This window comes from Psychrobacter sp. UBA6291 (assembly GCF_002439405.1).
Taxonomy (GTDB): domain Bacteria; phylum Pseudomonadota; class Gammaproteobacteria; order Pseudomonadales; family Moraxellaceae; genus Psychrobacter; species Psychrobacter faecalis.
Window position 1 is genome coordinate 78,015 of sequence record NZ_DJUD01000022.1, and the last position, 15,405, is coordinate 93,419.

At 45.0% G+C, this 15,405-nt stretch carries 10 protein-coding genes; 1 reads left to right on the plus strand and 9 read right to left on the minus strand.

What is annotated here, in order from left to right; genetic code table 11:
- Positions 1 to 137 precede the first annotated feature (137 nt).
- A complete protein-coding gene (locus tag B3R91_RS02990; protein WP_286796440.1) occupies positions 138 to 1,619 on the plus strand; it encodes a phosphomannomutase CpsG in 1,482 nt (493 codons plus the stop codon).
- Between the two features lie 149 nt (positions 1,620 to 1,768).
- On the opposite strand, the gene B3R91_RS02995 is transcribed toward B3R91_RS02990, so the two are convergent.
- The 9 genes from B3R91_RS02995 to B3R91_RS03035 all read right to left on the minus strand — a co-directional run bounded on the left by B3R91_RS02995 (position 1,769) and on the right by B3R91_RS03035 (position 15,400).
- On the minus strand, positions 1,769 to 3,157 hold the full coding sequence (locus tag B3R91_RS02995) for a UDP-glucose/GDP-mannose dehydrogenase family protein (RefSeq protein ID WP_286796441.1): 1,389 nt from the start codon (positions 3,155 to 3,157) through the stop codon (positions 1,769 to 1,771).
- A gap of 101 nt (positions 3,158 to 3,258) precedes the next feature.
- Positions 3,259 to 4,923, minus strand: coding sequence for a glucose-6-phosphate isomerase (gene pgi / locus B3R91_RS03000; protein WP_144296822.1), 1,665 nt, complete (start codon positions 4,921 to 4,923; stop codon positions 3,259 to 3,261).
- Between the two features lie 3 nt (positions 4,924 to 4,926).
- Positions 4,927 to 5,808 (minus strand): UTP--glucose-1-phosphate uridylyltransferase, encoded by an 882-nt coding sequence (locus B3R91_RS03005; RefSeq protein WP_286796442.1) that lies wholly within the window; start codon positions 5,806 to 5,808, stop codon positions 4,927 to 4,929.
- A gap of 52 nt (positions 5,809 to 5,860) precedes the next feature.
- A complete protein-coding gene (galE, locus tag B3R91_RS03010; protein ID WP_286796443.1) occupies positions 5,861 to 6,907 on the minus strand; it encodes a UDP-glucose 4-epimerase GalE in 1,047 nt (348 codons plus the stop codon).
- Between the two features lie 121 nt (positions 6,908 to 7,028).
- Positions 7,029 to 7,904: a succinate--CoA ligase subunit alpha gene (sucD, locus tag B3R91_RS03015; protein WP_068407825.1), complete on the minus strand. Its 876-nt coding sequence runs from the start codon at positions 7,902 to 7,904 to the stop codon at positions 7,029 to 7,031.
- A gap of 178 nt (positions 7,905 to 8,082) precedes the next feature.
- Complete coding sequence (gene sucC / locus B3R91_RS03020; RefSeq protein ID WP_068407827.1) at positions 8,083 to 9,249, minus strand: ADP-forming succinate--CoA ligase subunit beta; 1,167 nt, start codon at positions 9,247 to 9,249, stop codon at positions 8,083 to 8,085.
- Between the two features lie 179 nt (positions 9,250 to 9,428).
- Positions 9,429 to 10,880 carry a dihydrolipoyl dehydrogenase gene (gene lpdA / locus B3R91_RS03025; RefSeq protein ID WP_201590020.1) on the minus strand — a complete coding sequence of 484 codons (1,452 nt, stop codon included), beginning with the start codon at positions 10,878 to 10,880 and terminating at the stop codon, positions 9,429 to 9,431.
- 219 nt (positions 10,881 to 11,099) lie between these two features.
- Complete coding sequence (gene odhB, locus B3R91_RS03030; protein ID WP_068407829.1) at positions 11,100 to 12,362, minus strand: 2-oxoglutarate dehydrogenase complex dihydrolipoyllysine-residue succinyltransferase; 1,263 nt, start codon at positions 12,360 to 12,362, stop codon at positions 11,100 to 11,102.
- A 155-nt stretch (positions 12,363 to 12,517) separates the two neighbouring features.
- Positions 12,518 to 15,400 carry a 2-oxoglutarate dehydrogenase E1 component gene (locus B3R91_RS03035; RefSeq protein ID WP_286796444.1) on the minus strand — a complete coding sequence of 961 codons (2,883 nt, stop codon included), beginning with the start codon at positions 15,398 to 15,400 and terminating at the stop codon, positions 12,518 to 12,520.
- Positions 15,401 to 15,405: the final 5 nt, after the last annotated feature.

The following is a 15,405-nucleotide window of genomic DNA, read 5'->3' on the forward strand; positions in this document are numbered from 1 at the left end:
TAAAAATGCTCACATAAAGCACCACTACGGCTTTATAGCTCATTTGGTAGTTAGTGTATCATTGAACGCTTATTGACTTATAATCCTGTTATCACTCCCTCATTTTTTACCGCGCACGCACAAGGAAGCTTATTATTATGTCCACTTCTGCGACTACTGGCTATCAGCCAGCAACAGAATTTCACCCTATCAGTATTCAGTCATTTAAAGCGTATGATATCCGCGGCGAGCTTGGCGTCAATCTCGATGAAGCTATCGCCTACCGTATCGGCCGTGCCTTTGCGCAAATTTTATTCGAGCGTTTTAGCGCTGCAGATGTCGCCGTTGAACTAAAAGACTTAAAGCCAGCTATCGTCATCGGTAGCGATATCCGCCACTCCAGTGAGCAGTTAAAACAAGCAACCATCAAAGGTATGCTCGATGCGGGTGTCGATGTGATTGATTTGGGTATGACAGGCACAGAAGAGGTCTATTTTGCGACCAGTTATTATCAGGCGTTGGGCGGTATCGAAGTAACAGCTAGCCACAATCCGATTAATTATAATGGCTTAAAATTGGTAAAGGAATACTCAAAACCGATTAGCGCCGATGATGGCTTGGCAGAGATTCAAGCGTTGGCAGAATCGGGGCAATTTGGTACGGATAATCAACAAGGTACATTACAATTACTAACGGATAAAAGCGCTTATATCAATCATGTCATGACTTTTATTGATGTTGATAAATTAAAACCGCTAAAACTGGTTATCAACTCCGGTAACGGTAGCGCAGGTCCCGTCGTTGATTTATTAATCGACAAGTTAGCACAAGCTGGCGCGCCAATTGAAGTGCTTAAATTGCACCATACGCCTGATGGCAGCTTTCCAAATGGCATTCCCAATCCAATGATTGAGGCCAACCGAACCGCCACTCAACAAGCGGTGCTAGAAAATAAAGCCGACCTTGGCATTGCCTTTGATGGCGATTTTGACCGCTGCTTTTTATTTGATGAATACGGCGAATTTATCGATGGTAGCTATGTCGTTGGCATGCTCGCGCAGGCGTTTTTAAACAAGTATGCAGGCGAGTCAATCGTCTATGATCCACGTGTGATATATAACACCGAGGCCGTCATTGATGAGCATAACGGTAAGGCGGTTATTAGCAAGTCTGGGCACTCATTTATCAAACAAGTGATGCGTGATTCTGGTGCAGTGTATGGCGGCGAAATGTCCGCTCACCATTATTTTCGCGATTTTTTCTACTGCGATAGCGGCATGATTCCGTGGCTTTTGACCATTGAGTTACTATCGATTACCGGTAAAACCTTGTCAGAATTGGTCAGCGGTTATATTGCAGCCTATCCAAGCTCAGGCGAGCTGAATTTTCATTTGACCACTCATGATGCGCCAGCCATTATTAGCGCCATCGAAGAGAAGTTCAGCACCGGAAATCCAACCAAATCGATGCTCGATGGTTTGAGTTTAAACTTTGGCGAATGGCGTTTTAACTTACGCGCTTCCAATACTGAACCATTAATTCGCTTAAACATCGAAAGTCGCGGTGATAAAGATTTACTACAGACTAAAACCCAAGAAATTCAGCAATGGCTTGCTAGTAAAGGGGCGGTGCCTGCTTAACTTAAGTAATCATAATGCTAAGTAAAGACGTTCTGAACTTATAAGAACAAAAAAGCGCCGGTTAATTTTTATATTAATCGGCGCTTTTATTTAGATTCAGTTCATTAGCTGCTTGTCTGCTACGCTTATTTCACCCTTGTTAAAAAACTTTATTTGGCGCGACCAATCCCTATATAGTCACCGACCAAATCATCAACCTGCGTTCGCGACAGTGCATTGCGCGCATCAAATATCGGCAGCGCCTGCTCATTAAGCCTAGCAACATCTAGTCTGTTTTCCGGCAACCAGCTGATAATAAAAATGGCCTGCGCTTCATTAAGCTTTTGGTACGGACTGGCGATCAGTTCCAGTAGCGACTGCTGTCCATAGAGCTCGGCAAGCTCGGTTTGGGCTTTATCACTATATACCAGCGTGCGGATATTATAAGACCAGAGTAGCGCTAACAACGGATGAATCGCCGACTCTGCTGTCCGTCCCGAGCCCGCTTTATAACTACCGCCCCAAATCATCACGGTTTTATTATCGATAAATCCATCAAAATACTGCCAAAACTTGCGAAATATCAGCTCTTTTTGGTCTTCGTTGATATTAATGACTGCCTGTAGTAACGGCATAGCTAGGCTTTTTTCTGCACTGGACTGCTGCAACTTAACCAACTCTGTCGGTAGTGTATTACCACCAAACCCCCAGCCCGCCTGCAAGTAGCTACTGCCCACGCGCTCATCAAGTCCCATAATGTGACTAACTTGCTGAATATCGACCTGTTGACTATCCGCCAAGCGCGACATCTCATTCATAAAACTCACCCTTGTGGCAAGCATCGCCATGATACTACTACGGGCAAACTCTATAGTGGCAATATCTGCTTGATGAAAAGCGCGCGCCTGCTGCATTAAAGGCTGTAGCATCGTTAAATGATGGCGGCTATTTGGTGTTTTTTCACCCAGCAATAACAATGATGGATTTAGCATTGAGCTGTACGCATCGCCATCCTTTAAGAATACAAATGGCACATAATAAACCCAAGCGCGCTGCAACTGCTTGGACAATGCGTCAACCGCGCCCAGCTGTTTAATGCCACTCATGATGAGCGGTAAGGTTTGCTGATGACTGTGATTAAAGGCGGTAATCCAGCTGTCTGCTTGCCATACTGAGCGAATGCTGTCTAAAAACAACCAATACAGCGCAGCTTGTTTCCTCTCATTATTATTATCCGACGTTTCATAGTGCTCTAGCAGCTTACTCGCAGTAGTGGGCAAAGCATAGCTGACAATTTTTTGCTGCTGCACGTACATCTGCCATAGCGCTTGCACATGATGCTCGAAACCATATTGTTGTAATTGCTGCGTCAATACCTCTTTATCAGTATAAAGATGCACCGTATGACCGAGACTTGCCAGTACCACAGCACTGGTAATCGCCTCGATACTGTGACCGACGAGGACGCAAACGCTGGTGTTTTTAGCAGCTTGGTTAAATGAATGTGATGCGGATTGGTCGTTATCTGTCTTGTGTTTATTTATAGCGGCAGCGCTCATAAGATTACCTTTTATATTGCAAAGTTAGCAGCGTGGATAAGTGGATAAGCCAGTCGCATGATGCTACTAGCTACTAGCCATAAGCCTTAAGCCTTAAACCATTAAGACAACAGCTTAATATGCTGCAATAGCTGATTGGTAGAGGTATCAAATTGCGCATCGCCGCCTTGCTGCATGGCGGTATGTACCGACTCTGCCATTTTCTTGCCCATCTCAACGCCCCATTGATCAAACGGATTGATATCCCAAATGCTGGCCATGACATAAACCTTGTGCTCATAAAGCGCTATCAACTCCCCCAAACTATGCGGGGTCAGCTCATCGATAAGGAGCGTCGTTGACGGCTGATTGCCGCGGTAATATTTGTATTTATCGGTATCAGAAGCCGCTTCAATATCCTTATCAACAATAGCAGCATTACCAAAAGCTAAGACCCGACTCTGCGCCAAACAGTTTGCCAAAGACAATTCATGCTGCTGCTGTAGCGATTCATTTGTCGCATCATCACTATAACGGCGCACGCACGCAATAAAGTCACAAGAGACCTGCTGCGTCCCTTGATGCAGAAGCTGATAAAAAGCATGCTGCGCATTGGAGCCAATCTCGCCCCACAAAATTGGACACGTATCATAATCAAGACGCTCGCCATGCTGCGTCACCGATTTACCATTACTTTCCATCTCGAGCTGGGTCAAGTAGCTTGGCAAATACTCCAAACGTCCATCATAAGGCAGCACGGTATGCGCATTGACTTGTAAAAAGGTACTGTTCCAAACGGCGAGCAAACCTAATAATACTGGCAGATTCTCAGAAAAGTCTGCTTGGGCGAAATGCTCATCCATATTATGGGCGCCGGCTAGCAGCTCTTTAAAACCATTTATGCCAATACGAATAGCGATAGCAAGTCCAATCGCCGACCACAATGAAAAACGACCGCCAACCCATTCCCACAGCTGCAATTGATGCTCAGGGTGAATGCCCCAGGCAGTCATTTTTTCACAATTGGCCGATACGCCGATAAAATGACGGCGCAAGACGCTTTCTTCCGTGCCAGCGCGTAATTTTGCCGTGGCGAGTAACCATGACAGTGCTGTCTTGGCATTTGATAGCGTGTCAACGGTGCCAAAAGATTTGGAGGAGATGATAAATAAAGTGGTTTCAGGATTTAAGTGCTTGAGCAAATTATCAAGCTGCGTGCCATCCATGTTAGAGACAAAATGCACCTCGATAGCGGTATCTGCCCATTCATCAAGCGCGGTGGTCGCCATCAGTGGGCCTAAATCTGAGCCGCCAACGCCAATATTAACCACATCAGTGATAGCTTTACCAGAAAACCCGCGCCATGTGCCGTTGCGTACCCGCTCTGACAATCTTTCTACCTGCGCCAAACTCTCATGTACATCAGCGGCGACATTTTGCGTGCCAACTTGCAGCTGTTCCGTAGCTGGCAAGCGTAGAGCGGTATGCAGCGCTGCTCGCTCTTCACTGGTATTAACCATCGCCCCTTGTAATAAGGCATCGATACGGCCTGACAACTCGCAACTATTCGCCAAATTTAATAAATTTTCTAGCACCGCATCACTAATACACTGCTTGCTATAATCCATATATAGCGCGCCCGCTTGCGTGCTAAAGCGAGACGTCCGCTCATTATCCTGCGCGAACAATGGGGCAAGCGCCCACGGCTGCTCCGCTAACTTGGCTAAATGCTGCCAATACTTAGAGTGGCGGGCACTTTTATAGCCCTTATTATTTATCTCATCCATTAGCTATTTATCATCCCTTAACTGCTGCTCGGCAAAATAGATAAACGCTTGCATATACGAGCACATATCGCCTGCGTCATAACTATCGCCGCGCATGGTCGTCACATTAACGCCATATTTGCTAATCAATGCATCAATGGCATCAGTCAGTTGAATCTCGCCACCAACCGACGCTCTAGTATTGGCCAGATAATCAAATATATGATTGCTAAATACATAACGACCGACAACGGCCAATTTTGAAGGGGCATCCGCTAAGTTGGGCTTTTCGACAAAACCGGCAACTTTAAAGCTTGCGTTTTTATCAGCTTGCTCGATTTCATGCGCTTGATTGAATGCTTCGTATAATTGGGCAATACCGTATTTATGTACATCTTCATCTGCTACGTTATTGACCAATATTTGCGAATGCGTGTCTTTGGCAAAGGCTTCAATCATAAACGCCAAATTATCAGTCGTTATATCGGTGGTAAATGGATCGAGCACCACATCTGGCAGCAGTACAGCAAAGTCATGCTCACCGATGATTGGACGCGCTGCCAATACCGCGTGTCCCAACCCTAGCGGTTTGCCTTGGCGTATCATAGACACCGTTACATCCTCGGGTAACCAGTTTAAGCTATCGGCTAACGTGTCTTTACCTTTAGCACGCAATTGATTATCCAACTCAGCATTGATATCAAAGTAGTTTTCGATGGCGCTTTTTTGTGCATGACCGACCAAAACGATATGTTTGATACCCGCAGCAATGGCTTCTTCAACGACATAATGAATAGCGGGACGATTACCAAGTGGTAGCAGCTCTTTTGGCACTGATTTCGATAACGGCAGCATACGTGTACCAAAACCTGCGACAGGAATAACAGCGTGAGTAATTTTTTTCATAATTTTTAGACTGTATTTAAGAGTGTGAAATAAGAAACATGCCTAATCAATGTTAAGCGCTATGATAGCCATTCGGGTTTTTACTTTGCCAACGCCACGTATCTTGACACATCTCAGTGATAGATAGTGTGGCATCCCAACCTAGCAAATCTTTGGCTTTATCGGCGCTGGCATAGCAGCTGGCAATATCCCCTGCGCGCCGAGCAGAAAACTGGTAAGGAATATTTTGGCCTGATACTTCAGAAAAAGCCGTGACCAATTCTAAAACAGACGTTCCTTTACCTGTTCCTAGATTAATGGGTAAAAAACCTATTGAGCTGTATTTATCTCGACCTACTTGTTTTTGTAAGTAGTTAAGCGCTGCTACATGACCTTGGGCAAGATCAGTGACATGGATAAAATCGCGTACCCCCGTCCCATCGACAGTAGAATAGTCATTACCAAAAATACTAAGTTTTCCAAGCTTGCCAACGGCGACTTGCGAAATATAAGGCATTAAATTATTAGGAATATCATTTGGATCTTCGCCAATTTGCCCAGATGGGTGCGCACCGACAGGATTGAAGTACCTAAGTGGAATAAGATTCCAGCCATCATCGGTTGCCGCTAAATCCTCTAAAATATGCTCGACCATCAGTTTGCTCTGACCATAAGGATTGGTGCAAGAACGCTTTGATTCCTCATTGATGGGCAAGGATTCAGGATCTCCATAGACGGTCGCAGAAGATGAAAAAACCAAATTCTTAACATCGGCTTCTCTCATAACTTCCAATAAAGCAATGGTGCCACTGACATTATTATTATAATACAGCAATGGCTTGGCCACCGATTCTCCAACGGCTTTTAGCCCCGCAAAATGAATCACACCAAAGAACTGATGCTCGGCAAAGACCTGTTTGAGTAGATCAATATCACGAATATCGCCTTTAACAAAGTCGATGGGTTGATCAATGAGCTTGGATACGCGCTCAATAGCTTCACGGCTACTATTAGACAAATTGTCGTAGACCACAATATCATAGCCTGCTTCATGTAAAGCTATACAAGTGTGTGAGCCGATATATCCGGCACCACCTGTTACCAATATCTTATTTTTCATAATTGCTACATTTTAATCAAAGGAAAGTTATTTTTAGAATAAAAAAAGACACCCCATTGTAGGAGTGCCTTTGTTTTTTTTCAACGATGTTTTGGTATTAGACTAGCTATTAATACCTAAATTACCAACCGGTAACTTCTTTTAACTTATCACCGATTTTTGATGGATCACGAGTATAAGCAATACCAGCGTCTTCAAAGGCTTTAAATTTCTCTTCAGCAGTACCTTGACCACCAGAGATAATCGCGCCAGCATGGCCCATACGTTTACCAGCAGGTGCGGTAACGCCAGCAATATAACCAACCACTGGCTTGGTTACGTGCTCTTTGATATAAGCCGCCGCTTCTTCTTCAGCTGTACCACCAATCTCACCGATTAATACGATGGCTTCGGTTTGTGGATCGTCTTGGAACAGTTTTAGCGCATCAATTTGGTTCATACCTGGGATAGGGTCGCCGCCGATACCGATACAAGTAGACTGACCAAAACCAAGCTTAGTCGTTTGAGCAACCGCTTCATAAGTCAAGGTACCAGAGCGTGAGATGATACCCACTTTACCTGGCAGATGGATATGGCCTGGCATAATACCGATTTTGCACTGACCTGGGGTGATAACGCCTGGGCAGTTTGGACCAACCATACGTACATCGCCTGCTTCTTCGATATAACGCTTGGCTTTTAGCATATCGATAGTCGGGACGCCTTCAGTGATTACGACGATCAATTTTACGCCAGCATCGACTGCTTCAACGATAGAATCTAGTACAAATGGAGCTGGTACGTAGATAACTGAAGCGTCAGCTTGGGTCGCTTCCATCGCTTCTGCCATGGTATTAAAGACTGGCAAACCTAGATGCGTTTGACCGCCTTTACCTGGGGTTACACCGCCAACCACTTTAGTGCCGTACTCAATTGCTTGTTCGGAGTGGAATGTACCGTTTTTACCAGTAAAACCTTGTACCAATACTTTGGTATCTTTATCAATTAATACACTCATTATGTTTTCCTTATTCGGTTGTCTTGCAATAGCAGTTTTCTCGCTCACTTATCGTTAAATGTTAACGATTTATGCTTTTGCTAAAAACTGCCATCACGCTGTGACTATAATGCTTAAGCGTCTGGTTAAGCGAGTTATGAATAAAACAGCGCTTAACCGCACGACTTATATTAAAGGCTTATGCTTTAACCGCATCGACAATTTTTTGCGCCGCATCTGCTAGGCCTTGAGCTGAAATGATTTTCACATCAGATTGCTCTAGTAGCTCAGCACCTTTTTCAGCGTTATTACCTTCTAGACGGACAACGACAGGCACTTTTACGTTCACTTCTTTAACTGCTTCGATAATCGCTTCGGCAATCATGTCACAACGTACGATACCGCCGAAGATGTTGATTAGAACGCCTTCAACACTGCTGTCTTCTAGAATGATTTTGAACGCTTCAACAACGCGATCTTTGGTTGCACCGCCGCCAACGTCCAAGAAGTTAGCAGGTTTGCCGCCGTACAATTTGATGATGTCCATGGTCGCCATCGCAAGACCAGCACCGTTTACCATACAACCGATGTTACCTTCTAGGGCAACATAGTTTAGGTCAAATTCAGCGGCTTTAAGCTCGCGCTCGTTTTCTTGCGTTTTATCTTGTAGTGCTGCAATTTTAGGCAGGCGATATAAAGCGTTTGAGTCAATACCGATTTTGCCATCAACACAAACGATTTCGCCATTTTCGCGAACCGCTAATGGATTGATTTCTAATAATGCAAAATCATTGTCAACGAATGCTTGATAAGCGCCGCTCATCAATTTTACAAACTGGTTGATTTGCTTGCCTTCAAGACCCAGTTTAAATGCCACTTCACGTGCTTGGTAAGGCATTAAACCAACTAATGGATCAACGCTTACTTTAAAGATTTTTTCTGGAGTTTCGCTTGCGACTTCTTCGATATCAACGCCGCCTTCGGTTGATGCCATAAAAGTGACGCGACGCGTAGAACGGTCTACAACTGCACCAAGATATAGCTCAGTTTGTACTGGGTACATATCTTCTGCAACCAATACGAAGTTAACTGGTTGGCCTTCTGCGTCAGTCTGGAATGTAACCAGATTGGTACCGATAAGCTCTTCAGCAACTTGCTTTGCTTCTTCGCGAGTTTTAACGAGCTTCACACCGCCCGCTTTACCACGGCCACCAGCATGAACCTGCGCTTTAATAACCGCAATATCAGTAGGCGTCTTATCAAAAGCAGCAGCAGCTTCGTCGCCATTATGGGCGATGATGCCTTCTTGAATGGGCAAACCGTAGCTTTTTAATAGCTCTTTTGCTTGATACTCATGTAAATTCATTGATTGTATCCTTTATTTTTTACAATTAATAAAAAGTGAAAACAAGTGCAAGGCAGAATAACGCTGCCACACTTATGATGGCGGTGACCGTTATCATAATAGTGATAGCGGCCGCACCATCCGGTTAAACTTGATATTGACTCAAATGCTTTTCATTTTAAGCAAGTTAATCTCAAAAACTATTTACGTTTTTTACGCTGTATGGCATGAATCGCACGGCCATCTGCTGATAAAGCGGCTTCATGAACCGCTTCAGAAATGGTTGGATGCGCAAATGTCATCAACTGCAAATCTTCGATACTAGACACAAATTCCATCGCAATCATACCTTGATGGACAATATCGCCCGCACCAGCAGAAATGGCATGCATACCTAACAAACGATCTGTTTTAGCATCAGCAACAACTTTGATAGAGCCTTGTGCTTCACTTTGTGCAAGCGCACGACCGTTAGCTGCTAGGTTAAATGAACCAGTTTTGACTTCATAACCCGCTTCAGTCGCTTCTTGCTCGGTCAAACCAACCCATGCAATTTCTGGATGGGTATAAATGACGTTGATAATGGTGTCATAGTTAACTTGTGCTTTTTCACCATGAATGCGCTCAACCGCCATCATGCCTTCTTCCATCGCTTTATGCGCAAGCATAGGGCCACGAACCAAGTCACCGATTGCATAAACGCCGTCAAGGTTGGTTTTACACTGGTCATCGACATCGATAAGACCGCGCTCAGTCAACGTGATACCACTGTCTGCGCCCAATAGTTTTTCAGAGTAGGCACGGCGACCAACACAAACAATCAGTTTATCAAAGCTTTCATCCGAGGCTTCACCTTTTGCTTCGCTGGTCACGACAACTTGATCGCCTTTCACTTCAGCATTGGTTACTTTGGTATCAACGCGGATATCAAGACCTTGCTTTTTCAGCATTTTACCCGCTTCTTTAGCAATGTCTTTGTCAGCCGCTGCTAGGAAGCTTGGTAGCGCTTCATAGACAACCACTTCTGCGCCCAAGCGGCGCCATACTGAACCTAGCTCAAGACCAATGACGCCTGCGCCAATGACGCCTAAACGCTTTGGTACTTCGGTGAAATCAAGCGCGCCAGTAGAATCAACAATACGGTCGCCATCAGTTTTTGCTACAGGAATATCGATAGGCACCGAACCTGCTGCAAGAATGACGTTTTTGGCGGTAATAGTCGTTTCACTGTCGTCTTCTAGGGCGGTAAATTTAACTTTTTTATCCGCACCTTTCCCGTCTTCTAATGTGCCCCAGCCTTGTAGCCAGTCAACGCCATTGCCTTTTAGCAATGCCGCCACGCCGCCCGTCAATTGCTTAACAATGGCTTCTTTACGGCCAATCATTTGCTCGATATCGATAGCAACGTCACCGGTGCTGATACCATGCTCAGCAAGGTCATGTTTGGTTGCTTCATAACGATGTGATGAATCAAGTAAGGCTTTTGATGGGATACAACCGACGTTTAAGCAAGTACCACCCAGTGCTGGCTCACCTTTATACACGCGTTTTTCGATACAAGCCACGCTCATACCCAATTGACCTGCACGAATAGCGGCTTCGTAACCACCAGGACCGCCGCCGATGACGACTAAATCATAATTGTCTTTCATAGTACGTTCCTATTTTTAATTTGGTTCTAATTTATTTCTAAATTTTTTCTAATTTTATGAGGATTAAATGATTGGTTAGCCTATTGATGGATAAATGACACTTTTATTCTGTCGTTAATACACCGCAAAAAGAGTCGCATTTATTTGACAATAAACCACAATCACCTCGTCCAAAGTGAAAAAGCTTGTATCAGTGGTTACCGATACAAGCTTAAAAGCTTACAGGTCTAGGAGTAGCATGGTTGGATCTTCGACCAACTCTTTGATAGTAACTAAGAACTGTACCGCTTCTTTGCCGTCAATCATACGGTGATCATATGATAGTGCTAGGTACATCATTGGTAAAATTTCAACTTTACCGTCGACTGCCATTGGGCGGTCGTTGATAGCGTGCATACCTAAGATAGCAGTTTGTGGTGGATTCAAGATAGGCGTTGACATGAGTGAACCAAAGACGCCGCCGTTTGAAATGGTGAACGTACCGCCAGTCATGTCATCAAGACCAAGTTTGCCTTGTTGTGCTTTACCACCAAATTCACGAATCTTAGCTTCAACATCAGACATGCTCATGCGGTCGGTATCACGCAATACAGGAACGACCAAACCACGATCTGAAGATACGGCAACACCGATATCATAGTAGCCGTGATAAACGATGTCATCGCCGTCTAGAGAAGCGTTAACCGCTGGGAAGCGTTTTAGTGCTTCAGTCGCCGCTTTAATAAACAATGACATAAAGCCTAGACGAACGCCATGGCGCTTTTCAAATTGCTCTTTATACTTAGCACGCATATCCATCAACGGTTTCATGTTGACTTCATTAAACGTGGTTAGCATCGCTGTTTCTTGTGAGGCAGCCAGTAGACGGTTAGCAACTGTTTTACGTAGACGCGTCATTGGTACGCGTTTTTCAGTACGCTCACCGGTTGATTCAGCAACTGGACGACCGCTATCAGATTTGATAGAGCTATCAGCTTTTAGCGTTGGGTTTGCCATGTCGGTTTTGGTTACACGACCACCGCGGCCACTGCCTTCGACGTTTTTAGGATCAACGCCAGATTCTTTCGCCGCTTTTCGTACCGCAGGACTTTGGTCTTTATGATCCGCTTCGTCTTTTTTATCTGTGGCTTGGACTGGCTCACCGCCATCGGTAGCTTGTTTCGGCTGTACTGGCGCTGCTGGTTGGTCTGGGTCAACGGCAGGCTCATCCGCGCTATCGCTACTACCACCAGCAGAACTACCGCTAGCACCAGCTTCAAACTCGGCGATTAGCTCGTCTGACAAAATTGTATCGTCAACTTGCTTAACGATTTTGGTAACCACACCGTTATCAGGTGCAACCACTTCTAATACTACTTTATCAGTTTCGATTTCAGCCAATAAGTCGTCGCGGCTAACTTCTTGACCTTCAGTGACATGCCATTCCACGAGGGTGCCATCGGCAACCGATTCTGGAAAAACGGGGGCTTTAATTTCAGCCATCGATATACTCCTTAGATATTGATATTACTCTTTATTATTAAGTCGTGATAGGCAGTCAATACCATTCTCAATCGTCTTACTTTAATGGTAATAGCGGTACGGACTGTTATCGCCTGATTCGTGTATCTTATATAATCTGTTGCTTAAGCCAACTACTATTTAGATAGCTCATCCACACTGATACCAAGACCACCAGCAATAAGCGCTTGCTGCTGCTGAACATGTAGTTTTGGAGATCCTGTCGCTGGCGCCGCACTAGCAGGACGCGCAACTGGCTCCATGACTTTTGCCTTGGTTGGATGCGGCACAACAATGCGGAACATATGCGGCGCTAAATAGTACCAAGCGCCTTGGTTAAGTGGCTCTTCTTGCGTCCAAACAATCTCAGCTAAGTTACTATATTTTTCAATCTCAGCAATCAAACGCTCTTCTGGTAATGGGTATAGCTGCTCGATACGCACAATCGCTACGTGATCTAAACCTAGCGCACGGCGTTGTTCTAATAAGTCATAGTAAACTTTACCGCCGCACAGCACCATACGCGTTACGTTGTCGGCATTTTGCTGATCGATCTCTGGCAATACTGTCTCAAACTTGCCGTTCGCCAGCTCTTCTAGGGTTGAAGTTGCCAATTTATGACGTAGTAAACTCTTCGGTGACATGACGATTAATGGCTTACGAATCGGACGTACCGCTTGACGACGTAGGGCATGATAGATTTGCGCTGGTGTCGTTGGCGTAATTACTTGCATGTTGTCTTCAGCACATAACTGCAAGAAGCGCTCTAGGCGAGCAGATGAATGCTCAGGGCCTTGACCTTCAAAGCCATGTGGTAATAACATGGTTAAACCACAAACGCGCTGCCACTTAGTCTCACCACTTGAGATAAACTGGTCAATCACCACTTGTGCACCGTTCACAAAGTCACCAAACTGTGCTTCCCAAACGATTAGCGCATTCGGCACGGTCGTTGCGTAACCATATTCGAAGGCTAGTACCGCTTCTTCTGATAACAGTGAGTTGTAAGTAGCAAAGCGTGCTTGCGTCTCACTGATATGTGAAAGGGGCACATACATGCTGCCGTCATTGACGTTATAGATTTCACTGTGACGATGCGAGAAGGTACCACGGCCCACATCTTCACCAGTAATACGTACCAAGACATTGTCATGGTCAACCAATGATGCATAGGCTAGAGTTTCAGCGGCACCCCAGTTAAGTGGCTCTTCGCCTGTTTGCATGGCTAGACGCTGTTCGACCATTTTTTGTACTTGGCGTTGTAGCTTATAACCTTCTGGCATTTCTGCCATACGGCGACCATAGCCTTTTAGCACTTCGATATCGACGCTGGTATCCCAATCGTCAACCAAATCATGGCCTAAGTAAGGTTTCCAATCAACGAAGAGCTCTTCGTTAGGCTGACTCACTAAAGAGCTGGCAACGTATTCACCGCGGTCCAACGACTCACGATATTCATCTTCGTACTGCTGAGCTTCACTCTCGCTCAACACGCCGGCTTTGATCAGTTGCTGTGCGTAGATAGTGCGAGTGGTTGGTAATTTTTTAATCACTGCGTACATTAATGGCTGAGTCGCTGATGGCTCATCGGCTTCGTTATGACCGTTACGACGATAGCAGAATAAGTCAATGATAATGTCTTTATCAAACTCATGACGGTAATCTAATGCCAATTGCGCTGCGAAAACCACTGATTCAGGATCGTCACCGTTTACGTGCAAGATAGGTGCGTGCACCATTTTGGCAACGTCAGTACAATACTCAGTTGAACGCGCATCTTCTTGACGGCTGGTGGTAAAACCAACTTGGTTATTGATAACAATATGTACTGTACCGCCCGTGGTATAAGCGCGGGTTTGTGACATTTGGAAAGTTTCTTGCACCACGCCTTGACCTGCAAAAGCCGCATCGCCATGAATAACAATCGGTAAGACAGAGTTGCCTGTTTTATTATCTTGTAGTGGTTGGTCATTACGGCGAACTTGACGCGCGCGTACCGAACCTTGCAATACTGGTGCGACAATCTCAAGATGCGATGGATTAAACGCCAATGCCAAATGTGCCTCACCGCCCGGTGTCATTACGTTCGATGAAAAACCATTGTGATATTTAACGTCACCTGAGCCTTTTTCTGGCTGCACTTTACCATCGAACTCATCAAACAAATCGGCAGGGTTTTTACCCAAGATATTAACCAACAAGTTTAAACGACCTCGGTGAGCCATACCAATAACCATCTCTTTAGTGCCATAACCGCCAGCACGTTGGATGATTTCATTGATAGCAGGAATAAAGCTCTCACCACCTTCTAGACCAAAACGCTTAACACCCGTATATTTACGAGCCAAATATTTTTCTAAGCCTTCAGCAGCGGTTAAACGCTCAAGGATTGAGAGACGTTTTTCTTTATCAAACTCGATATAACCTAGATTGGTTTCTAGGTATTTTTCCATCCAGCGCTTTTCGGTGCTGGTGGTCACGTGCATATACTCCGTACCGATATAACGGCAGTAGACGCGCTCCATGATCTCGATGATTTCACGTAGCGTCGCTTCATCTTTACCAATATTTAAATCATTGGTTGGGAATACGGTATCAAGGTCGGCTTCAGAAAGATTGTGATAAGCAAGGGTTAAATCTTCCACTTCTGCACGTGGATGCAAATCTAATGGGTCAAGCTTAGCGCGGCGATGACCACGGCGGCGATAGGCTGAAATCAGCTGCTGCACGCCCATTTGTTTTGGGTCAGCACAATTTGAATCGCCAGCTTGTGAGCCAGAGGTGTCAGTATTTATTTTGTTCGCCGTTTGATTGCGCGCAAGCAACAAGAACTGATCTTTAATAGCATTGTGCTTGGCATCATTTGGCGTCTTGTATTGTTCAAAATACGCCTGCCAATCGTTATCAACGCTACTAGGATCATCTAGATATTGCTCATAGAGCGCTTCGATATATTGAGCATTGTCGGCAGCCAGTTCAGTATGATCTAGGCTCGCAGTTTCTTTAGTTATACTATTCATAATAA